The sequence below is a fragment of the Dictyobacter arantiisoli genome (genome assembly GCF_008326305.1).
GTDB classification, from domain to species: Bacteria; Chloroflexota; Ktedonobacteria; order Ktedonobacterales; family Ktedonobacteraceae; genus Dictyobacter; species Dictyobacter arantiisoli.
The window spans coordinates 26,396-48,664 of sequence record NZ_BIXY01000028.1; the positions used below are offsets into that span (position 1 = coordinate 26,396).

Annotated in this window: 22 protein-coding genes and 1 pseudogene; 8 read left to right on the top strand and 15 right to left on the bottom strand. The window is 52.0% G+C overall.

From position 1 onward, the window contains the following. Nucleotides 1-190: 190 nt before the first annotated feature. Nucleotides 191-499, bottom strand: coding sequence for a hypothetical protein (locus tag F1593_RS11125; RefSeq protein ID WP_216368844.1), 309 nt, complete (start codon nt 497-499; stop codon nt 191-193). Nucleotides 500-551: 52 nt separating this feature from the next. Continuing rightward, nucleotides 552-908: a hypothetical protein gene (locus F1593_RS11130; protein ID WP_149401637.1), complete on the bottom strand. Its 357-nt coding sequence runs from the start codon at nt 906-908 to the stop codon at nt 552-554. A gap of 59 nt (nt 909-967) precedes the next feature. On the opposite strand from F1593_RS11130, the gene F1593_RS11135 reads away from it, so the two are divergent. Next, complete coding sequence (locus F1593_RS11135; RefSeq protein WP_149401638.1) at nt 968-1,672, top strand: TetR/AcrR family transcriptional regulator; 705 nt, start codon at nt 968-970, stop codon at nt 1,670-1,672. A gap of 156 nt (nt 1,673-1,828) precedes the next feature. Here F1593_RS11135 and F1593_RS11140 read toward each other — a convergent pair whose 3' ends face one another. The 4 genes from F1593_RS11140 to F1593_RS11155 all read right to left on the bottom strand — a co-directional run bounded on the left by F1593_RS11140 (nt 1,829) and on the right by F1593_RS11155 (nt 7,299). Then, complete coding sequence (locus F1593_RS11140) at nt 1,829-2,017, bottom strand: transposase (protein ID WP_172632047.1); 189 nt, start codon at nt 2,015-2,017, stop codon at nt 1,829-1,831. A gap of 168 nt (nt 2,018-2,185) precedes the next feature. Next, nucleotides 2,186-3,463: an FAD-binding oxidoreductase gene (locus F1593_RS11145; protein ID WP_216368845.1), complete on the bottom strand. Its 1,278-nt coding sequence runs from the start codon at nt 3,461-3,463 to the stop codon at nt 2,186-2,188. Nucleotides 3,464-3,612: 149 nt separating this feature from the next. Next, the gene (locus tag F1593_RS11150; RefSeq protein ID WP_149401639.1) at nt 3,613-4,362 is read right to left on the bottom strand and encodes an SDR family NAD(P)-dependent oxidoreductase; all 750 of its coding nucleotides are present in this window, start codon (nt 4,360-4,362) and stop codon (nt 3,613-3,615) included. Nucleotides 4,363-4,587: 225 nt separating this feature from the next. Continuing rightward, nucleotides 4,588-7,299 (bottom strand): LuxR C-terminal-related transcriptional regulator, encoded by a 2,712-nt coding sequence (locus F1593_RS11155; RefSeq protein ID WP_172632048.1) that lies wholly within the window; start codon nt 7,297-7,299, stop codon nt 4,588-4,590. 227 nt (nt 7,300-7,526) lie between these two features. Here F1593_RS11155 and F1593_RS11160 point away from each other — a divergent pair, with 227 nt between their 5' ends. From F1593_RS11160 to F1593_RS11175, 4 genes are all read left to right on the top strand, one after another. Continuing rightward, complete coding sequence (locus F1593_RS11160) at nt 7,527-7,796, top strand: transposase family protein (protein WP_149401641.1); 270 nt, start codon at nt 7,527-7,529, stop codon at nt 7,794-7,796. Between the two features lie 603 nt (nt 7,797-8,399). Continuing rightward, nucleotides 8,400-9,857, top strand: coding sequence for a ricin-type beta-trefoil lectin domain protein (locus F1593_RS11165; protein ID WP_149401642.1), 1,458 nt, complete (start codon nt 8,400-8,402; stop codon nt 9,855-9,857). Between the two features lie 612 nt (nt 9,858-10,469). Continuing rightward, nucleotides 10,470-10,694 carry a hypothetical protein gene (locus F1593_RS11170; protein ID WP_149401643.1) on the top strand — a complete coding sequence of 75 codons (225 nt, stop codon included), beginning with the start codon at nt 10,470-10,472 and terminating at the stop codon, nt 10,692-10,694. A gap of 158 nt (nt 10,695-10,852) precedes the next feature. Next, entirely contained in the window at nt 10,853-14,461 is a 3,609-nt protein-coding gene (locus F1593_RS11175) for a DUF4132 domain-containing protein (protein ID WP_149401644.1), read from the top strand. Nucleotides 14,462-14,617: 156 nt separating this feature from the next. Here F1593_RS11175 and F1593_RS28960 read toward each other — a convergent pair whose 3' ends face one another. The 5 genes from F1593_RS28960 to F1593_RS11200 all read right to left on the bottom strand — a co-directional run bounded on the left by F1593_RS28960 (nt 14,618) and on the right by F1593_RS11200 (nt 18,678). Then, nucleotides 14,618-14,890, bottom strand: a complete 273-nt coding sequence (locus F1593_RS28960) for a transposase (protein ID WP_371873815.1) — start codon at nt 14,888-14,890, stop codon at nt 14,618-14,620. Nucleotides 14,891-15,116: 226 nt separating this feature from the next. Next, a complete protein-coding gene (locus F1593_RS11185) occupies nt 15,117-15,731 on the bottom strand; it encodes a winged helix-turn-helix domain-containing protein (protein WP_149401645.1) in 615 nt (204 codons plus the stop codon). Nucleotides 15,732-15,757: 26 nt separating this feature from the next. Further along, a complete protein-coding gene (locus tag F1593_RS11190; protein WP_149401646.1) occupies nt 15,758-16,522 on the bottom strand; it encodes a sulfite exporter TauE/SafE family protein in 765 nt (254 codons plus the stop codon). 85 nt (nt 16,523-16,607) lie between these two features. After that, nucleotides 16,608-18,032: an MBL fold metallo-hydrolase gene (locus F1593_RS11195; RefSeq protein WP_149401647.1), complete on the bottom strand. Its 1,425-nt coding sequence runs from the start codon at nt 18,030-18,032 to the stop codon at nt 16,608-16,610. A gap of 55 nt (nt 18,033-18,087) precedes the next feature. After that, complete coding sequence (locus F1593_RS11200; protein ID WP_149401648.1) at nt 18,088-18,678, bottom strand: rhodanese-like domain-containing protein; 591 nt, start codon at nt 18,676-18,678, stop codon at nt 18,088-18,090. 221 nt (nt 18,679-18,899) lie between these two features. On the opposite strand from F1593_RS11200, the gene F1593_RS11205 reads away from it, so the two are divergent. Genes F1593_RS11205 through F1593_RS11215 form a run of 3 tightly spaced genes read left to right on the top strand, consistent with a single transcriptional unit; the run spans nt 18,900 to nt 20,516 of the window. Continuing rightward, a complete protein-coding gene (locus F1593_RS11205; RefSeq protein ID WP_149401649.1) occupies nt 18,900-19,568 on the top strand; it encodes an ArsR/SmtB family transcription factor in 669 nt (222 codons plus the stop codon). 26 nt (nt 19,569-19,594) lie between these two features. Next, nucleotides 19,595-19,888 carry an MFS transporter gene (locus F1593_RS11210; protein WP_149401675.1) on the top strand — a complete coding sequence of 98 codons (294 nt, stop codon included), beginning with the start codon at nt 19,595-19,597 and terminating at the stop codon, nt 19,886-19,888. Next, a complete protein-coding gene (locus F1593_RS11215) occupies nt 19,878-20,516 on the top strand; it encodes an RNA polymerase sigma factor (RefSeq protein ID WP_149401650.1) in 639 nt (212 codons plus the stop codon). Before F1593_RS11210 ends, F1593_RS11215 begins: the two co-directional genes overlap by 11 nt. Here F1593_RS11215 and F1593_RS11220 read toward each other — a convergent pair. The 4 genes and pseudogenes from F1593_RS11220 to F1593_RS11235 form a co-directional block, all read right to left on the bottom strand. Further along, a pseudogene (locus F1593_RS11220) lies at nt 20,510-20,833 on the bottom strand (VIT1/CCC1 transporter family protein); the annotation flags it as partial. The gene F1593_RS11215 and the pseudogene F1593_RS11220 overlap by 7 nt on opposite strands. 117 nt (nt 20,834-20,950) lie before the next feature. Continuing rightward, nucleotides 20,951-21,451, bottom strand: a complete 501-nt coding sequence (locus F1593_RS29825; protein ID WP_172632049.1) for a universal stress protein — start codon at nt 21,449-21,451, stop codon at nt 20,951-20,953. Beyond that, complete coding sequence (locus tag F1593_RS11230; protein WP_149401652.1) at nt 21,351-21,683, bottom strand: universal stress protein; 333 nt, start codon at nt 21,681-21,683, stop codon at nt 21,351-21,353. Before F1593_RS11230 ends, F1593_RS29825 begins: the two co-directional genes overlap by 101 nt. Nucleotides 21,684-21,695: 12 nt before the next feature. After that, entirely contained in the window at nt 21,696-22,184 is a 489-nt protein-coding gene (locus tag F1593_RS11235) for a pyridoxamine 5'-phosphate oxidase family protein (protein WP_149401653.1), read from the bottom strand. Nucleotides 22,185-22,269 lie beyond the last annotated feature (85 nt).

Below are 22,269 nucleotides of genomic sequence, written 5' to 3' on the forward strand. Positions count from 1 at the left end.
GCCTTCAGCGCGGACTCATCTCAATGGCGTCAAAGCCACGAACCGCAAGCAAACGAGCCATCAGGAGAGAAACCAGCGTTCCGGCACGCCACATCATAACAAAGAAGAATGAGGCCCACGGGATGTGCAACGAGATAAGCTCAAGCAAAAGAGCCAGAAAATCACCATTAACCTTCCATCAGAACAACAATCAAGAAGAGTGCCTGTAATCGAACCGGAACAATGCAAGAAAAGAGGTCAGGGAAGATCTGCATCGAGGCCAGAAACAAATCCGTAGAGTTGGCTCGCCAGACACTACATAGCCGATCAGGACCACGACAAAATCGATAAGGTCGTATTGACCGAAACGTGCACGAGCAAAGCGTACCTGGTCCCGGATTTTTTTCAAGAGCCCTGTATGGGTCAACACCTGAGCAAAGGCGGTCGCTTCTGCCAACCAGGAAAGAGTCGAGAGCCTTGATTCTGGCGTAATCTGAATTGTGACTTCTGATTGCGTCATACTGGTGAGATATACTCCTTGTCTGCGATGCCGGAACCGTACCTGACTTTCGTTAAGGACGAGTCAACCACACCAGCAAGAGAAGTAAGGCGGTTGTAGCGATTTGCAAGGACAACACTTTGACCTCGACGTGACGCCAGGGATGGGCGGCGACCCAGAAAATCAGCAGAAGCTGTAAAATGGCGCTGACGAATCTCAAAGGAGGCAAGATGAGCCCGATTCCGGAAACGACCTCCACGACCGCAGAAACGTAATAGACCCAGAGAGGATGGTATTGGAGATAACTGTTTTTTCCCCATTCCCATCCATAGAGTTTCCTTGCTCCTGCAAACAGGAATAAGATACCAAGGACAATACCAAGCAGGTTTACCACAAGCGGAGCCTTTTCAAAAGACATATCGAAAGACATATTTTTCTCCTAAAACAATCAATAGCATGCAATCAATGTGTGCAACAAGCAGTTGAAAAATGCGATATACTGTTGCCAAACTGAGTATAGTGCGGCAGCCGGGCAGAAACAAGAATCAACTATGGAACGCTGTCGCATTTGACGACACAAAGGGAAAATTGATGCGCAAAAACCAGGATATCCGAGCCAGATTCACACGCAAACTCCTCCAGGACACGTTGATTGCTTTGCTGGCTGAAAAACGTTTTGAGATGATTACTGTGGGAGAAATTGCCGAGCGGGCGATGGTGAACCGGGCTACCTTCTATCGACATTATCAGGATAAATATGCGTTAGGCAACAGCCTGTTTCAAGAAGCGATTGATCAACTTACTTGCGATCTGAGTTCCCCACTGAAGTCCCCCTCTGCCTCTGAAGTAGAGGGGGTGATAACCCTGCTGGCCGCCTCTTTTACACATATTGCTGAGTATTCGAGATTGTATCGTGTGATGGTGATGAATGCCTGGTTCACCACAAAGATGCATGACACCCTGGCGGAACTTCTGAGCAAGCGTCTCCGTCTGCCTCCCAGTAGCTCGCAGAACGCTGTCGAAGGGATGCCAGAGGAGATAGCCGTTGCCTCTCTGGCGAATTGGTTCATCAGTATGATCCGTTGGTGGCTCGAAAACGGAATGCCCTATTCCCCCCGGCAGATGGCGCTTTGGTGTACCACCTTTATTTCCTCTGGACTTTTTCAAGCCATGGGCATTCCTCTCCCTCACTAAACTGATGAACAGGATGCTGGACTCTCGTTGCGCATCCCGTGGGTTCATTCCAACATTTGGGGAATAGTGCCCGCTTGTACCCTGAACAGGAAACAGCATCAAAGGGGAGAAAACAAAGCTGGCTGATGTAACTTCGGAGGAAGAAGTGAAGGGAGGTTACACCGCATGGAGCACTTTAATGCGCAGCAAGTCAAGGCGGGCACGACCACACATTTGGCGCTTCAGAAATTTGAGGCGGTTCACCTGCCCCTCGGTGATACCATTACTCTCAGGCCGTGAACAAGCGGCATACACGGCAGCATAATCACGGTAGATGCCATTGGCAAATCTGCCAAATTCGGCCACCCGACAGGCTTTGGCACACTTGAGCCACGCGTTGTTATCTGATACCTGATTTAATAGGCATGTACTGAAGGGAAAAATGGAGAGAACCTCTCCTTAAGTACATGCCTATTAAACCGGGTATCAGACATTCCCCATTTTTTACTCCTTCATGGTGCGATCAGAAGAACATCAGGAGGCCATCGGTGAAACATGCCCAATAGTGGAATGAAACACATCGTCAGGATCATACGCCCGCTTGAGATTGAACAAACGTTGATAGTTGGACCCAAATGCCTGCGGAACGCGGTCTCGTTCCCTCTCATCGAGGAGATTGACGTATCCGCCTTTGAAGGCATATGGTGCAAGCGCATGGGAGAGGCTCTGTGCCCACTGAATATGCCTCTGCTCCTCGTCTGGAGATGATGGCTCCCAGCCTGCAATAATCTCGACCATCAGATGATCCTGACGGAGCGCAAAGGGAGTCTCGGACAGAGCCACGCGGCTAGCAGCCCCGTGGAAGTTATGGAGCGAAATCGCAGAAAATGGAGAAGAAAACTGCTCGATATGCTCGATGAGCATCTCAATTGTCTCAGAGTGTAGACGCTCAATAGACTGCGTTTGCATGAAGTAAGAACGGCCTTTCGGCACCCCGTCTTTCCTCGTGTAAATGAATGCGCCGTAGGTGGTTGGTTGAATCTGATCGACCAGCGGTTTGCCAAAAGTACGTAGCGGCGAAAGTAACCGCTGACCTTCTTCAAGAGGGCCACTATAGCAAGGTGCAAGAAATAGGACTGGCATCCCGCCTGGCAGAGTGATGAATCCAGACTGAATCGTCACTTCATCGGGAGCTGTGGTGATGAACTCATTGAAATGGCGTAACACTGCTCTAGCCTGATCCAGAGGATAGAGGAGCAAGCCAGCCAACACCGTTGCAAGAGGATGAAGGCGATACTCCAGGGAGACCACCACTCCAAAGTTGCCTCCGCCACCACGCAGTCCCCAAAACAGGTCCGTATGCTCCTTGGCACTTGCCGTTCTGAGAAGTCCGTCAGCGGTTACCACTTGTGCCGATAGCAGGTTATCGGCTGCCAGACCATAAACACCGATCAGAGGACCATATCCTCCACCAAGCGTGAAGCCAGCCATCCCTGTGAGACAGTAGCCGGTCGTCGTCGCCAACCCCTCTTTCTGCATTGCATCAATGAGGTCACTTGCGTTTGCTCCCCCCTGAACATGGGCCGTACGCGCTCCTGGATCGATGACAACTGCCCTCATCTGAGAGCAATCGATCACGATGCCATTCTCGGAGAGGGCTCGTCCTGCAAAGTCGTTTCCTCCACCAAGAACAGAGAGTGGCAGGCCATGCGAACGCGCCCACTGAACCGTGTGAATGACATCTTGTGTATTCGCGCAGCGGACGAACGCAGCCGGATGGATGTCGACCTTTCCATTCCAGAGTTGGCGCACGTGTTCATAGACTCCATCTCCGGGGAGGATGAGTTGACCCGTAAGGGAATGCTAGAAGGTCTGTGAAAAAAGCATGATCATATCTATGAGTGGTTGACATTTCTTCTTCTTTTCCTGTTCGTTTCTTTTTAAAAGTCTTTCAACATCACTTAAATTTGCGCCACTCCCCCATCGACGAACAACTCGATCCCAGTGACAAAACTGCTGTCGTCTGAGACCAAAAACAAGACAGCTTTCGCGACTTCGTCAGGATCGCCCAAACGCCTCATTGGCACAGTAGTCGCGATCCCCGCGAGGATTTGTTTTGTCTGCTCCTCTGTCTCTCCCATGCTATTCAGCATTGGTGTGTTGATCGGACCAGGACTAACGACGTTGACGCGAATTTTGCGGCCGCTCAATTCGACCGCCCAGGTGCGTGCGAATGACCGCACAGCAGCCTTGCTCGCACCATTTATGGTACCTCCTCCCTGCCCTTTGGAGGCCCCAATTGAGGCGGTGAGAATAATCGATCCTCCATCTTGCAAGAGCGGAAGCCCTTTTTGCACCGTGAAGAACGTCCCTTTGACGTTGATGTTGAATGTGGTGTCAACGTCTGCTTCTGTAATAGCCTCAAATGGTCTATATCTCCCTTCACCCGCATTGGCAAAAAGAATATCGATTTTGTCATGTTGCTGCTTCACAGTGGCATACAAGCGATCAAGGTCTGCGAGATTGGCAATATTTCCCTGAACACCAGCCACGTTCTTCCCTATGAGCTTGACTGCTGCATCCAGTTCCTTTTGCCGACGGCCAGTGATATAGACATAGGCACCCTCTGAGGCAAAAAGTTGTGCCGTTGCAAGACCAATTCCAGTGCTTCCACCTGTGATGATGGCAACTTTTCCTTCAAGCTTTTGCATGTTTTCTCCTCATCCAATTTGTAATAGTTGATCTCTAGATCAAGGGTATTCCTGCTCAGGTTCTGTGCACTGGTGATAGCGTAGTCGAGTGGGTATGAAAATACATCGTTCGCAGGAGGTATTTGCATCGTGAAAGGAAGGGGGGATCTCGTTCTTTCGAACGAGAAGCAGCTTCAGGGAGGCACTGAGGTTCACCAACGTCGTATAAATGAGGGAGAGGGGACCTCAACTCAACTGATGCTCCAGGGCATAGCGTGTGGCTGCACTCCGAGAGGTGACCCCCAACTTGCTATAGATGGAGCGTACATGCGCTTTGACGGTGAGCAGGCTGATAACAAGTGCTTCCGCGATCTGTGCATTCGTTCGTCCCCTTGCCAGGAGTTGCAACACCTCCACCTCGCGGGTGGTCAGTTTGTTCTTCTCAAATGGCGAGGTGTCCTTGTGTCGGGAACTACCGCTCCCCTGCCCAAGCATGGCAAGCGCTTGCTCGGGGGTCATGGCCTGTCCTTCGGCCCATGCGGTCAAGAACGCCTCCTCGCCCAATTCAGTAAGTACAGCCACGGTCCCTCGCACGACCACTACGCGCTCAACGAGCAGCAAGGATTCCCCCAGAGCTCGACACATCGCCTCCGACGCACCCCAAAGCCTGACAGCCTCCTGCAGGTGTCCCTGTGCGGCAACAGCCACACCGGCACTGTGCAGCAAGGCGGCGATAGCTCCGTTCTCGTTGACTTCGCGTAGAAGGGTGAGACTTTCATCAAATCGTTCCTTCGCCATCGCCTCGTTGCCCTCTTGCATCGCCAAGTGTCCCAAAATGGTAAGACCATCAGCGATTCCCCACTGGTAGTGCAGTGCTTGAGAGAGCTCCAAGCGCTCCACGTTGCGTCTCCGTGCGAGAGACTCCTTGTCCTGAGCAAAAAGCACGCGAATCAGAAAAGAAAGAGTGGAGATGCTGCCACGCATGTCTCCTGATACCTGCTGACGCGCGAGTCCTTCTTCTAACAGCGCGCAGGCCTGGTCTGTCTCGCCCTCTTCAAAAGCCACCTGTCCTAAGAGCACGAGTAGTGCGGCAAAGAGGATGGCTTCATCGGCGGCTCTGGCGACGGCCAATCCCTCCTCTGCGCGCGCATGTGCCGTAGCGAAGTCCCCGTTAGCCCATGCGACATATCCATGCAGGTATAGCGAGAAGGCGTGTTGGTGGCTGCCTGCCCATTCACGCTGCACCACGCCTGCCTCTTGACTAAGCATGGCGAGGTGCTCAATGCTGTGCTGAAAGGAGGTCAGGAAGCTGGTCGTGCAGAGCGGTTTCCCCTGTCTCTGCGTGGGAATACTCCAGCTACTTGCTATGACCCGTTCCAGAAAGGTTTCGCTTTTTTCACGCAGGGAGCGACGTGCTTCCCAGAAGCGAAAGAGGGCGCCACTCAAGTGCAAGGCCATCCCGCCTTCCTGGTGTTCCAACGCCCACTGCAAAGCGGCACGCAGATTCGCGTTCTCTGGTTCGAGCCGCTCCAGACCAATGGCTTGCTCGACGTTTTCGAGAGGCGTCAGGATCTCCTGTGCCAGACCCAGGTAATAGTGGGCATGCTCTCGACGCACGGACGCGGTTTCTCCATCCACGTCCAGGCATTCCAGCCCATATTCCCGAATCGTCTCCAGCATCAGTAGACGGGGTTCCTCTCTCTCCCACGAGGTTTGCAGGACGAAACTTTTATCGACCAGAGAAGCGATTCCATCCAGCACATCCAACGGTTCCTGGATCTCATCTCCTTGGGAGCGACAGACTGTTGCCAGAGCTGGGAGGGTACAGCCTGCAACAAAGACAGAGAGTTGCCGGAAGAGGAATTGCTCCTGGGGCGTCAACAGGTCGTAGCTCCACTGGATGGTGTTACGCAGCGTCTGCTGTCGATCGGGCAGATCCCGTGCTCCTCCGGTCAAGAGGGTGAGCCGATGGGAAAGGCGAGCAAGCAGGGCTTGAGGAGGCAAGAGCTTGATACGAGCGGCTGCTAGTTCGACGGCAAGAGGCAAGCCGTCCAGACGCACACAGATCTCGGCGATTGTACGAGCATTGGTCGCAGTCAGTTCAAAAGAGGGCAGAATGGAGTGGGCACGCTCGACGAAGAGATGTATCACAGCTACCTGCCCCAGAGATTGTGCATCTGGCAATTGTGCAAGATCAGGGATGGGTAGAGGAGGCACCGGAAATTCATACTCGCCAGAGAGATGCAGAGCGGCTCGGCTGGTGATGAGCAGGTGCAGGTGGGGGCAGGAACGCACAAGAGTCGCAACCTGTAAAGAGGCAGCAGCCACCTGCTCAAAGTTATCAAGAAGCAGCAAGAGATGTTTCTCATGCAGGAAATCCTCTACATCCTCTGAGGTCGGGTGATCAAGAGTTTCCCATAAGCCAAGCGCCTGGGCGATCGCTGGCAAGACCTGTTCAGGATCATTGATGGAAGCCAAGGAGACAAAACAGACACCATCAGCAAAGGTGTCTGCGATCGCTGCCGTCAGGGACAATGCCAGGCGTGTTTTTCCCACTCCCCCTGGGCCTGTGAGCGTCACCAGGCGGACAGAAGTACGCTGTAAAAGTGCCTTCATCTCTGCCATCTCATGTTCACGCCCAAAGAATGCGGTCAAGTCGGATGGAAGCGTAGACCTTCTCTGCACTTCCGACAAATCAAGCAGGTGTGGTCCGTCAGCAAAACGCTCAGGAGAACTTCTCGGGTGCGGCTCTTTGAGCAAGCCTTGCTCACTGGAAGGAGCTTCTCGCAGTCCTAACACTTCTTCACTGGTGCCGAAGAGAGCGGTCAGCTTCATACGGAAATACGGGCTGGGAACGGTGGCCTGACGTTCCCAGCGTTTCACCGTGGTAATGGTGGTTCCAACGCGTTCTGCCAGTTCACGTTGCGACCACTGGCGCTGTAATCGCTTAGTTCGCAAAGGGGAATGATTCTTTCTTTTGTTTGGCACGTGCATCGCACACCTCCTTCTCAACATACTCTCTAGCACAACCACACGAAATGTACGCCACCATTCACTTGATCTGGCACTGAGTGTGACTCACGGCAATTAATGGTTCTCCCGCAGGCCCGATGATGGCAATGTGATAGAATAAAGAACAGAACAAACTTTCTCCTGAAACCTTTTCTTGATTCAATACTGAGACAATGACAATACTTCCAGATCTTTCAGACGTGGCAGTTGAGCACGTCAGCGTGACCACTCACGTGACGGTGACGGTGCACGCAACTTCCCCAACCGCTTCTTGTCCTTGTTGTGGTACCATGTGCCAGCGTATCCACAGCCATTATACACGCACGCTACGCGATCTTCCAGCTAGCGGACGTCCCGTTCATCTGAAGGTGGATGTGCGCCGCTTTTTCTGCCCGGAGAGTACCTGCCGACGAAAAATCTTTGCCGAACGCTTTCCTTTATAAACATGGAAAGCTCTGGAGAGCTTTCGGATTGTTGTATACCGTTTTTGTAAATTTGGGAGCTCAGCGCATAGCACATCTCGCTCGAAACCACCATCAATCTATAAATTAGTGCATCTCCAGCTTTGCAGCCACTTTAATATACTACTCAGCATTTATACTAACAAAAAAGGTGATTCATGGATTGTAAAGCTGCTGTCTATGAGTTATACTTTTCATGGAAGTTGTCAATTGAGCTCTTTGTCAAAAAAGGAAACGACGATTCTCTTCACAAGCCTTGTCATACGAAACTCGTGTACGCCACCTTCCGCTCGCTCAAAGCGTGAGAGGTAACTCCCTTTGAGAGGCTTGTGAATACACTTCGCGACAGAAGCGCTCTGCCATTTTGAAAGGAGGCTCTGTGTCTCAGAAAAGGATGAAGATCCTGTTTACAACCTCTGCCTTCCGGCAGTTTTCAGTTGGTGATCTCATGCCTTTCTCATATCTATCTGCTCTTGGATGAGCAATATATGGACTGACCTCAGGAAAGAAGAAGAAGATAGGACTTATCTTCACGTCACCTATATAGGCACAATGATCGTGTCTGATACTACAAGGAGGATGGACATGACGTTTCGTCATCGCAGGATGCGACTCTTCTGCGTGCTCAGTGCGCTACTCACCGTCATAGCGCTGGTCGTTATCCAGGGAGTAAACTCTCCAACGACGCATGCAGCGACCAACCAGTTCCACGGAGTGAACTGGGCAAACCCGAATGATAACTTTGTCACCGGCAACCTCGTCCCGGTGGGTCTGTCGACATCAGATAGTTACGCGACCACATACACGAAGGCGACCGCGATCCTGAAGGGATTCCAGAGTCTGGGGGCCAACACGGTGCGGTTGCCGTTCAACGCGGCAACCACGTCAGGATCCTGGTGGGGCAGCTACACGGCGGCCTGGGACGCCGCCTCGGCGCTGGGCATGAATGTCGTCGTCGCGCCGTGGCTACAGGGCGGCACCGTCAGCGATACCACATCGTTCTACACTATGTGGGACACCGTGATCAACAAGTACAGCGGGAACAGCAACTTCTACTTCGATATCATGAACGAGCCTTATGCCTATAGTGCCACAAATCTGACCAACTTCGAGGCCGCCTGGCTGGCACGCTATCCTGGCTTGCCTCGTGGTCGGGTGATCGTTCCAGGTCTGTACTCTGACACCAACCTGTGCACGGTGGGTGCTGACTCGCGCCTGAGCGGGACCCTATTATCGATCCATATCTATGGTATGTTTGGTGACTCGCACACTACCGAGGCGGGCTGGGTTACCGACTTCCAGAACGCACTCTGTGGTTACGCCAGCCGCGCAGTGCTGACTGAGTTCGGCGTCCCGATGAACACCGGTGTCAACTACAACGGCCCCAAGGACGGCAACAACGACCTGTCGTACCTGTATGGGATCACTGATACCGTGCGCAGCCTGGGCATGGGTTCGATCCTGTGGACTGGCGTCAAGCAAGCCACCCAGACGCAAGGCCCTGGCCCCTGCGAGAATGCATCCTGCGCGATCACGACACTGAATGGCAGCGGCACGAACCTGTCGCTGAGCATCACCGACCAGTCCGGCCTCGACCGACTCCAGTATGGCTGGGGTCTGACCAACAACGCTGGCGGCGGCAGTGGTGGCGGCGGTACAGCCGGGATCTTGCGGGGTGTGGGCTCGAACCGGTGCCTGGACGTGCCAGGGGCGGCCACGGCCAACGGCACGCTGCTGAACATCTGGGACTGCAACGGCGGCGCCAACCAGCAGTGGACCTACCAGTCCAACGGTGAGCTGCAGGTGTACGGCAACAAGTGCCTCGACATCCCGGCTCACGCCACGACCGCTGGCACCAGAGTGCAGATCTACGACTGCAACGGCGGCACCAACCAGCAGTGGAACCTCAACTCCAACGGCAGCGTCGTCGGTCGTGAGTCCGGCCTCTGCCTCGATGTGACCGGCAGCGGCACCGCCAACGGCACCGCGGTGGAGATCTGGACCTGCAGCGGCAACAGCAACCAGCAGTGGACCCGGCAATAACACAATAACCCCATGTGAATTTTGAGCATCGATGAGGCTATTTCTTGATGAGTATCTGAGGTAAAGCATAGAACTCGTTATCGAAATGAAAGTACTTTGACCGGCCTGCGAAGGTTCTTTGAGTAGTTAACGAGAGAAAAACGCCGGTATTACCTCAGATACTTGTCAAAAATTCGCTCATCGATGCTCAAATTTACACTCAATCATGGATTTATTTCTTCCTCAAGTACTAGTTATCACCCTACTCGTAAATGTGATTACTTGATGTCAGAGAATTATCAAAAAATTACGCCATCAAGTGGGCCTTCCACTGGTTTGGTGAATCTTCCTGCTCGCTTGCCAATGATACTTCAGCACTGCTGGATCGTTTGTTGCTGTAGAAGCTGTTATTGATTGAAGAGAGCAGGAGCACACTATGTCTCATTTTCGTGACACGTTGTACTTAGCATACTTGATCAAGATCCTTACGTTGTGAGTATGCTTAGAAAGTGCAGCACTGACTAATCATTTCTGATCAGGAGATATTTGCACACCTTTCTCCTCTCCTCTTTCCGCTTTGGGTTGAATCGCGGAGAATACGTAGGTGTATGATAAATATGGAGGGTTCCTGGTATGCCAACTATTACTATCAAGGATGAATCACTGCAAGGCACCTTGCAGCCTTCTTGGCAACTCGATATCAAAGAAGAACAAAGCACCTTGCGTGAAATTATTCGTTGTCGGATCTTGCAAGATGTCAGTTTCTATAACGACCAAAGGTGTGCCCAACTTTCTAGCTTCAACTCCTCTACGCTGCTGGGCCAGCGTCCGGCAGATCCGGCAGCTTTACTCGACTAGCAGACCCACTATGATCAGGCTATTGCCGCATTTGAGAAGAGACGCTATATTGTCATCGTAGATGACCAGCAAGTCACCCACCTGGATATTTCTCTTCATTTCACTGCAAAGAGTACCGTCACCTTTTTCAAACTGATACCACTGATTGGAGGATAAACATGTCACCAGAAGAGCAAGCGCAGGCTCATCATGCGATCCAGACTTATAGAGAAACGCATTACATCAATGCTGAGGCATGTCTACACCTCTTAGAATCATTAGAAGTCCAACAGTACAGCCATATAATTCGGGTCGCCTTGCGTGAAGCGCTTGAGTTGCTACAAGCACAAGCCCTTTTACGCTTTATGACTCCTGAATATTATGCAAATGATAAACAGGTCAGGAATGACTTTGACATTATCCAAGCTTTGTGTGAACGTGGTCCAACTTATTCAGGCGAAGATATGCAGGTGATCCTGTCCATTCTACACGATCTTATTTTAACCGACCGCCTTATAAGCCATAAAGCCTCTATGTTTCGCGTAATCAGTACACTGGAAGCATATCTCATACAACCAGAACTTTTTGTCCACTGCCGAAATGAATTACTGTTATTCTATGAGTTGGCACATATTTGGGGGAATTATGAACCCATTCGTGAGTCATATCGCTTGCGCTTACTGGTTGGAGACTTACTTTTTGATGGTAACGCGCCTGGACTAGTCTCACTATTTCATCATTATGCACAAGGTAGTGATCTATCACTAGCGGAACAAGCACAGGAAGTGCTTTCCACGTATCATCAAGAAATGGAAATGTTTAATCCACCTCCTGATCATCCCGCACTTGAACTCATACAGAGCAAGACCAGTACTCTCTTAAAAGTAGCTATTCTTCGTGAGATAATGCAGGCTTTAGCGTTTAAGCGGCCTTCTAGCTCTTCTCGTGAGATCTACAGTTTCGTTGATCAAAATGAAAAGCTCGCTAATCTCATCCTTTCAGATGCTTTACCTTACACTATAGAGGATATCCAAAGCATTTTGCAAAGTATCAATGTATTTTTCTCTAATAACAAGCTAACTAATAGCATTAGTAATGCTTACATCTTCTCTTTTAAGATGCTTGATCTTTGCTTCCCTTATTTTACAGCACAAGAAGGGTTGACACGTTGTCGAGCAGAGGTAGAGCTTCTTTATCATTATGTATCACAGGAAATGATCTGGTATGATAAGCCGGATGACCCGGTAGATTCTGTCCGTCTACGCTTGCGTAAGCTCTTATTTCCAGAGAGTTCAGGACCATTCAGTGATCTTCTCCAGTCGCGTGATCCCAGTTTACTGCTCAACACTGATATGGCAGCACAAAACTTACTCACTATCCTACATAAAGACCTTGGTAATGGCCATGTCGGGAAACAACACTCATTGCTTATCCAGTTCAAAGCAAAACTTACGCCACAATCTCGCGTCCGGATCATTCGCCTGGCAGTGCAGGAAGTATCTGCCATGATTGATATGCCTAGGCAGTATAGTAGCACTGATGTTACTCCATTCCCATATATCTGTATGCAGCAGGACCTCACGCTTATAGATATCTTACTGCATAAATCACTTCCTTTCATGCCTGATGATATATACGCAATGTTGAATATTCGTAATCTGCTTCTCTGTATTGAGCAGGGAAAGCCAATCCGGCGGCTATGGGCTGTTATTGTCCCTTACCTTGAACAACATGATCTATTGGAACGTTGTCGTCCTGCTCTTGAGGCATTTAAAACCTCATTGAATGACAGCCCGAAGGAATTCCTAACTACAGCAGAGTATCGTAAATATCTTCTGACAGTTGATAACTTGCTCTCCGCTCATCAACAGCAGTTTCGCTCTTCGCTTCTACCTGATGCCTGGGCTAAACCTATTCTCGATGAACTTGCTGCTTTACCCGCTGCTCAACGTGCCTCCTGGCTCAGCATCCTCAATCATTGTGCCAGTGCCAAAGGAGCAACGTTGAACAATACCTGGTTAAAGCATGCTCGCTCATTAACTGATGCCGTTGAGACAGATATGCTCACGCGCACCCTTCATCGGTGGATCAGCTTCTTTAGTGATAAAAAAGGAGCACGTATGGATGATGCCAATTCTAATATCTTAAGAGGGCTCATCTGGCTCTGCACTGGAAGCACTGAGCGTTCCCTGGCAACTATCCTTGCCGATACAGCCATCGAGGGATATCGCAAATTGGCTGGTCTGGGACCACGCGCACCCAAAGTTGCTGGCGCGGCTGTCACTACCCTGGAACATATGCCTGGCATGTATGCTATTGGCCAGCTAGAACGTGTGCGCCTTCATGTCAGTCAGCCATCCTATCAAGCAAAGATTGGGCAGTCTCTGGATGCTGTCGCACGGCGAGAAAACATGACGCGTAGTGATCTGGAAGAATTAACCGTACCAACCTTTGATCTCAATGATGGACATCTATTATGCTTGTTTGGGAAATATACGGCGCAACTCACTGTAGGTGGGAGAACCGTACAAGTGGACTGGGCGGATGCAGATGGCACGCAGTATAAAAGCGTGCCCGCCGAGGTCAAACGTGCGTACAAGAACGAGTTGAAAGATCTCAAGCGTCTCTCAGGTGACATCGAGCACATGTTGAGCACACAGAGAGATCGCTTGGAACGTTTTCCCTTTGTCGACCAGCACTGGTCATTGGCGGCATGGGAAGAACGTTATCTGCATCATCCTCTGCTTAGTCTATTGACTAGACGCCTCATCTGGCAATTGCGTACTGGCGACCAGATCAATCAAGGGATTTGGTGGGACGGACAACTTGTCGACGTCAATAATCACCCCTTGGAGCTTGTTGCCGAGACCGATGTCTCGCTCTGGCATCCTCTTATGAGCAGTACGCAAGAGGCATATCGTTGGCGTCTCTGGCTCGAAGAACATCTTGTCACCCAACCTTTCAAACAAGCACATCGTGAAATATACCCAATCACTGATGCAGAACGTGTCACAAGTAATTATTCCACGCGTTTTGCTGGACACATCATTCGTCAGCATCAATTCAATGCCTTAACGCGTGTACGCGGTTGGACATTTTCATTACAGACTCATTTTTCTGGAGAGAGCAATGGTCCTCCTTATCTAGAACTACCACATTGGGAGATAAAAGCTGAATTTGCCCTCCAGGGATACCCTGATGATAGTGGAATTTATCACTACCTGGTAACCGATCAAGTATGTTTCTTACCCAGTGATCCGGCACGGGCCTGGCAAGGCAACACCAGACAGCTCATGACATTGGAGCAAGTTCCGCCTATTATCTTTTCGGAAGTCATGCGAGACATTGATTTCTTTGTCAGCGTCGCCAATGCTGGTGCTGATCCTTATGGATACAATCAAACAGGTTCACTTGAGGACTATTGGCGAACATACAATCAGAGTGAATTGTCTCTGTCGGCTGAGGAGCGAAAAAGTGTGTTAGAGCGCCTGATTCCCCGGCTGGCCATTGCGGATCGTTGCTCTGTTGAAGATCGCTTTCTCACCGTGCGCGGTGATCTCCATACCTACAGTATTCATCTCGGATCAGGCAACATCTTGATAAAGCCAGATAATCGATATCTCTGTATTGTCTTTGATAAGGGGGCTCAGGAATCCTCTGATAACCAATACTATCTGCCCTTCGAAGGAGATGTTATCCTGGCGCTCATTCTTTCAAAAGCTTTTTTGCTGGCTCATGATAAACAGATTAAAGATCCATCTATTGTTCCTCAGATCCGCTTAAGATAATAAGGTGTAAATGTGATTACTTGATGGGGTCTTCCGCTCCTTTGGTGAGGGATGAGCTTATGGGTCTCCCACCTTCTGGACCGTTTGTTGCTGAAAAGAGCCAATGTAATCCCTTGAGGATTTCACTCCGTTCTGGAAGCCATTGGTCTTCAGGCTCTAAAGCGCATACAACACCCGTTGACGCAGCAGTGGGAATCCTGCTCTGCCATATCCCATGCGCTTGAGAAGCTTTAACTTGTTGACCTTTCCCTCGACGATGCCATTGCTGTGAGGCAACGTCAAACCTGCAACAACAGCGGGTTTATCTCGCTCAATGCCGAGGGTAAAGCTCTGTAATTTGGGGATCTGACTGTCAGCTACCTTGGCAAGCCAACCATCGAGGTGCTCCTCTGTGCGAGTACGTACCATCTGTGTAAACTGCTGAACCAAGTCGTAGGTTCGCTCCCACTTCTGGGTGGGTCTGACGAAGCGTGAGAAGAGCTGCTTGCTCGTCGGGAGTCAATTTTTCAGGCTGACGGAGGAAAAGAAAGGTTGCCTGCCGTGAGGGGAGAGGAGCAGGAGAAAGCATGGCTCATTTGAAGGACAGCATAGAGCGCGAGCGGGTGAAAGCGCAGCACTCGTTGCTCCTGCTGTGAAAGCGGTTCCGGTCCCGCCATTAACCGGCGAGGCACTTCTTGATCTGCGCCAAAGGCCTGTAAGATGGTCTGGTGGTACTGAAGAAACGGCTTGCCTGAAGATGTACTTCCTGGATGGTCTCCTCGCCCAGGCGTCGTCTCGCCTCCGCGAACATGCCCTGGTAACGATACCACTGGCCAGACCCATCCAGGCGCTCCAGAAATAGCCCGGCCCGCTCCATCGACCTCAGTACGGCTGCGCTATTCCGCTTGCCGGTGATTGCATCGCAAAGAGGGGCGGTCAGGCGACTGAGCAAGCAGGTGCGCAGCAGAAAGCGCTGTTGAGAGGGGGTCTGGGCATTGAGAACCTCTTCAAGAAAATAATCGTGCAAAGGACGATGCCCACTCATAAAGCCTGTCAAATGCTGCTCCGCCTTTTCTTCTGTTGGCACTCGTTGGAGTGAAAACGCGAACAGGCGCAGTCCGGTCGCCCAACCCTCCAACAGTGTCCCAATCCGCTCAATCATCTCAGTAAGCCGGAGCGAAGGAATGCACTGCTGAAAAAAGACTGCGGTCTCATCCCGAGAAAAACGCAAATCGCGTGCATCTATCTCGCTCAATGCGCCACGTGCGCGGAGCCGCGCAAGGGGAAACATTGATTATTTTCTTTACGGTCTCTCCATCAGAATATCAGCAACTTTGGCACATTGAACACCAGCAACACCACACCCAGGGCCAGCACGAATACGGCGAAGGACTGCTGTAAGCGAGCAACCGGCAGGACGCGCGCCAGCCTGGAACCGGCCAGCAGCCCGGCGAATCCTATGGCGGTGAACACCAGGATCTCGGTCCAGGGGAGGACCACATGGCTGTTCAAATGACCGGCAATCCCCGCCGCGCTGTTGAGCGCGATCACAACCAGGGATGAACCAACTGCGGTCGGCATGTCCATGCCGAGCAGGAGGACGAGGGCCGGGACAATCAAAAACCCACCGCCGACTCCCAGAAAGCCGGTGAGTAAGCCAACGCCCAGACCTCCTAGCAGAACCAGCCACCAGGGCCGACGAGTCACGGTCATGCCCACACGCGCTTTTGGTTGCAGCATCAGCAGCGCAATAACCAGCATCAAAAGCGCGAACAGCACCAGGAGCAGCGTGCTATTGAGCATGGTTGAGACACGCGCGCCCACATACGAGGAAACGGTGCCATACATCCCGAAGAGGAGCGCTTCTTTGAGCCAGACATTACCACCCCGCCAGTGCAGTACACTGCCCATCACTGCGTTCAACCCCACGATGATCAGTGAGGCAGTAACAGCCACCTGCGTGTTCATCCGCAACAGATAGACCAGGACCGGCACGGTCAGGATAGATCCCCCACCACCCAGCATCCCTAAAACGAGGCCGATGGCGGCACCGAAAACAATCGTCGTGAATAACGAACTCACCCTTACTTCTCCATCTCTCTCATAACAAGTACGTTTTAAATAACCCACCACCTGGGGCGACCCTTGTGGTCACCCCAGGTTCACGCTAGGCCCCTTTGACCACCGGATAGCCAGCCTTTCGCCAGAGGTTGAACCCTCCCACCAGATCCATGACCTGTGGATAATGATGGGCTTCCAGCAGACTCGCGCCAATGGGCGAACGGGCTCCTCCCTGGCACTGCACCACGACGGGCTTCTCAGGCGAGATCTCCCGCAGGCGCTGTTGCAGGGTGCCCAGGTGAATGTGCTGGCTCCCCGGGATATGGCCCGCCGCGTACTCATCGTTACTACGGATATCAAGCCAGGTCACTTGCTCCTGAGCGAGCAGGGGCTCGGCTTCCTGTACCGTGATTTGCGATGTTTTGGTAAGTGGCTGCCAGCCCTGTTTCCAGGTGGCCAGCACGTCAGGGGTCCAGATATGGGCCACACGATCCAGACCGATCAGACGGAGTAGGGTAAGCACCTCCTGGGCAGCTTCAGCATCGACGATCAGCGAGAAAGGCCGGTCGTAGGGAAGCAGCCACCCGGCCCAGTTCAGGAAGACGGGACCAAACGGCACGTGGATGGTACCGGGGATATGCTCCTCCAGGTACTGCTGGGAAGGACGAGTATCGATGACCGGGTTGCCAGCATCCAGATCAGCCATCAGTTGCTCAACGCTTGCTTTAGCCGGTGGGAATATCGCCGAACCTACCAGAGCCGGTCCAACCCTATTGATGCGCTTCATTTCCGCAAAGTAGGTCGGCGGCTCCGGTTGCCCTGCTAGTACCGCCTCGACAAAGCTTTGCTCGTCGGTGACATCAAAGGCCCAGTTGATGCGTTTCTCATATCCCAGCGTCGTTTGCGGGATCGCGCCCAGAGCTCGCCCGCACGCGCTGCCCGCTCCGTGACCGGGCCAGATCTGCAAGTAGTCGGGCAATGCGCGGAAGCGCTGTAACGAGCGGTAGAGCTGGCGTGCCCCCAAATCAGCCGTGCCGCTGACGCCGGCAGCTTTTTCCAGCAGATCCGGGCGACCAACATCGCCGACAAACAGGAAGTCGCCAGTAAAGATACCCATCGGCTCATCGGTTGCCGCCGTATCAGTCAGCAGAAACGAGAGGTGTTCCGGGGTATGGCCGGGCGTGTGCATGGCCTCGATGCGGATATTGCCGACGCGAAACGTCGTCCCATCGCGCAGAAGGGTCGCTCTTGCCTCCCCCGCGTACTCGTATTTCCAGTCCGCAGGCCCCATATCCGAAAGGTAGAGCTGTGCTCCGGTTGCGTGCGCCAGTTCGCGCGCCCCGGAGACAAAATCAGCATGAATATGTGTCTCAGTGATGGCTGTGATACGCAATCCCTTACTCTCTGCCAGCGCGATATAGTGTTCGATGTTGCGGTTGGGGTCGATAAGCAGCGCTTCGCCCTTGGCGGCACAGCCCACCAGATAACTGGCCTGGGCCAGATTTTCATCATAGATTAAATGGAGGATCATAGCAATTCACTCTTTCTTTGCGGATCTCATTGATGTCGCTTCTTTTCGCGGCTTCCTACGCGGCATCTTTTATATTTTTCAGCGTCTGGCGAACATCACAGACCGCGCCCTGGTTGTAGGGCAGTTTACTGAGCAGCAGCGCCATTCCGCAGGTATTGGAAGCCGCCGAATAGGCCAGTCCTCCGCCAACCAGGGCCGCGATCCAGGTGAGCGGCTTCCAGGCGAAAAGACCTCCCAGTGCTCCCAGCAGGACCAGTGTGCCGGCAACGCCGCGCACCTGCCGTTCCATACTCCATTTTTGTACTCCCTGCTTATATGGCTTGCCTGCCTTCTCCCAGGCAACCATGCCACCGTCGAGGAGAGAGAGGGAAGGCACTGGCGCGGTCTGGAGTATTTCTGCCGCCTTGCGCGCGCGTGTCCCGCTCTGGCAAATCAGGAGTACAGGAGTATTGCTCGCGAGTTTCGCGATCTCGTTTGTATAAACAGGGAGCTGATCCAGTGGAATATTATGGCTGCCTGCAATATGTTTGGCTTCGAATTCGGCGGGTGTGCGTACGTCAATCACGATGGCATCTTGTGTCACCATGATCATTTCATAGGCTTTTTCGACAGGAACGATGGTTGTATTGGCGTTTTTCGGGTTCATCTTTCTTCTCTTTCCGTATAGTTGTTGTGACGCATCAGGGAAATGGTGTTTCCCTCACTTCCTTGGATGCAGCAAAGGACAAAAGGTTACATGGCTCTTGTGAACACAGGGGCAGTCGCCCTTTTCCGTTGTGGGAGGACTTTCTTCTGGCGAACATTGACATTTCACTATTATTCAAGTAATCTATTGAATAATAAATCAAACGAATAGAGGGAAGAATCATGAAGGCCCATGAGAAACGTGCATTTAAAGACCAGCTCTATGAACAGTTTGCACGCATTGCTAAGGCCCTGGCTAATCCACATCGGCTTGAACTGCTGGAGGTTCTTGCTCAATGTGAGCGCAGCGTTGAAGCCCTGGCACAGGAGACTGGTCTGTCTGTTGCGAATGCCTCACAACATTTACAGGTGCTCCGTGCGGCACACCTGGTCGATGTTCGTCGCGCAGGGGTCTCGATCTATTACCGCCTGGCTGACGAAGCGGTATTTCCCTTGTGGCAGGCGCTGCGATACGTCGGCGAGACGCACCTGGCCGAGGTTGTGCATGTGGTGCAGACCTTTTTGCAGGATCGAGAACACTTGCACTCCATAGGGGCAGAAGCGTTACTCCAGGGCCTTGCTGAACAGCAAGTGATCCTGCTCGACGTGCGTCCCGCCGAGGAATATACGGCTGGACACTTGCCGCAGGCTCGCTCGGTGCCCCTTGAAGAACTCGAAGCACGGTTGCAGGAAATCCCGCGAGACAAGGAGATCGTGGCGTATTGCCGGGGCCCCTATTGTGTGTTCGCCGATGAAGCAGTCGCCTTGCTGCGTGCCCGTGGATACCATGCTCATCGGCTCGAACCAGGTCTTCCTGACTGGCGCGCGCTCGGCTTCCCCGTTGAAGTGTGAATGAAGATTCCTGATTCGTGGGGGGGATGATCTTGCGGGCAGCTACCCTCGGATTGCTGCCCTTGCTCCATGGATTCGGGTGGTGGGCACTGGCCATGAGTGTGCTTGGGCTGGGAACGGCACTGGTCTATCCAACCCTGCTCGCGACCATCGCTGATGTTGCTCACCCGGACTGGCGCGCCTCGGCAGTGGGTGTCTACCGGCTCTGGCGCGATAGTGGATATGCAGTAGGAGCGTTGCTCGCCGGAGCGCTGGCCGATCTGTTTGGCGTCTCCTGGGCGATAGTGGTTAAGGGAGATAAAAAAACATATGGATACTGACAGCCGGGAAATCCCATCCAACCAGGAGCAGAGTGCGTGGTGGAATATGTCGCTTGAGGTGTATGCCAACGAACAAGAACTCTTGCGTGGATTGTATCAGCAGGAGGAGCCTGCTTGCACCTGTTTGTTCAAACGTTTTGCTCGCCAGTTATACGCTCGTGCCTTAAGCATGACGAGAAGCCCGGAGGAGGCGGAGGAGATTGTCCAGGAAAGCTTTCTGCGAGCGTGTTCCCATATCACCGACTTTGCGCAACGAAGCAGTCTGCGAACCTGGCTATACCGGATTGTTTCTAACACCGCCCTCATGCATCTACGTCGGAAAAAGCCTGACTCGTCCTCCTTAGAGGCATCGCAGGAAAGATCGGGGGCGGACCTGACTTCGGAGGAGCAGACGCCCGATGCATGGGTTCTGGATAAAGAATTACGCAACGCGCTCAAACTGGCAATCGAACAACTCCCCGAAACCTTGCGCACGCCTTTTCTCTTACGCAGTATCGAAGGCCTGCGTACAAAAGAGGCGGCCAGACGTCTTGGCATTACCGAGACTACCCTAAAAGTCCGCCTGCACCGTGCGCGCCAGGAATTACGCAAACTCATGCATTCTTATTTACAAGAGGATGCACCGTAGGAGATGAAAACATCCCTGACCTCCGCTTTTTCTGCTTCGGTCTTTTCTTGGATTTCTTGTTGCTCGCATCTGCGCTCACTCGCATAATGCTCTGCATCGCTGCGCGCTGCGAGATAGCCACCGAGCCCCATCGCAATAGACCCTGCCGCAATCTCGGCAAGTCCAGCCGTAATGATGATCGAACTAGAACTCACCGCCCCGGAGAGTCCTGCTGCTAAAGCAAACGGCACGGTCAATCCGTCTGACATGCCAATAACGATATCTCGAATGGTCTCTCCAACGGTAAAATGTCGCTCGATGTGTGCTGTTTGTGGCATCACTTCCCTCTCCCTCAAATCTACTCTCTGTTCCTCTGCTTCAGGGCTGCTTCTGATAGATGCTCACCGCTTTTTTTAATATGTCCCTTTCTTGCCGTAAAATTTCGTTCTCACGCTTCAATTTTCTATTTTCCTCTTCCATGGATGTTTGATGTCCCTTGTGTAAATTTTGGAATTCCGTGAGCGGGGATTTTGACAATTAAGCGGTTCAGCCTCTTTGGCGTATCGATACAGAGTGGCACGGAAGATCCCAAGCGCTGCACAGATTTCGGGGGCAGAGATCAGGTGGGCGGCTGGCAGGAGCGCTCTCTCTGATTGCTCTGAACCATCAAGGGCAACCACGATTTCGAGGCTGTGCGGTGAACGATGCATATCAGGATAGGTGGTGTGCGGTGCTCCCCATCCATTTTTGAGAATCAAGAGCGGGACGGTATTCTGTGTGATGAGTTGTTGGGCAACGCTCCCTAAATGCTTGTTTCTCCTCTCTGTTGTGCCGTGACTGCATAAAATTACCAGATCAATCTGGTGTTCCTGAATGGTGGATAAAATCGTTGGTATGACTGCTCCTTGACGTATCAGGCGTGCCGTTTGTGAGAGTGGAAGTTGATAGTGTTGCACGATATGCAGAAGGTAATGTGTTCTGTGGTCTGTGGTCTTCTTCTTGCTCAATTGCCTTATCAAGATTGTCAAAGACGAGTGGGACAGACAGGTTTACTTTCTCGGCATCAGGATCGATGACCAAGAGGAGGCTTAGCGAAGCATGCGTTGTCTCGCTTGAGCGTTTTGCTCCTTCAATAGCTTGTTCCGCACGCTTTGAACCGCCGAGCAAAACAAGTATATGTTTAAACATGCGCACCTTCTTTTAGCGTATCTCTTGTTCCTGTGGTCCTGTGACATTAACATTATATACTTCGCTGTTTTCAAAGCGTCCGGTTTTTTCCGTAAGATGAATGCGATAGACAATGATGCGAGGGCGTGATGGTGCGTGTGCCTCCTTCCTCATCTCATGTAATGGTTGTCCACTGGCTATCATAGTCATGAACTGCTGTGTGAGCAAATGGAGGGCTCTGGCACCCTCCTCTGCTTTGAGTTCCTCAAATGTTCCCCACACAAGGACACTGCGCCAGTTGGAACTATTCTTTATCTGATCAACTTGAAAGCAGACATCGGGACATAGGCGCATCATCCACAGTTTGGAACCATCAAGCGTGTTCGCATAAATGTTTTCCCCATCATACACATAGTTGATGGGAAGAATACACATCTTTCCTTGCATTTGATAGCCCAGGCGACCAATAAACTCGGCATACAATACCTGATCAATCTGTTCTTGGGTAAGTTCACCATACATATATTGATCTCCTTTACCAGACCAGGTCCGCTCTTTGCGGATGACATCCTAAAATGCGTCTGTGCACCTGATGGGACTCTCTTCA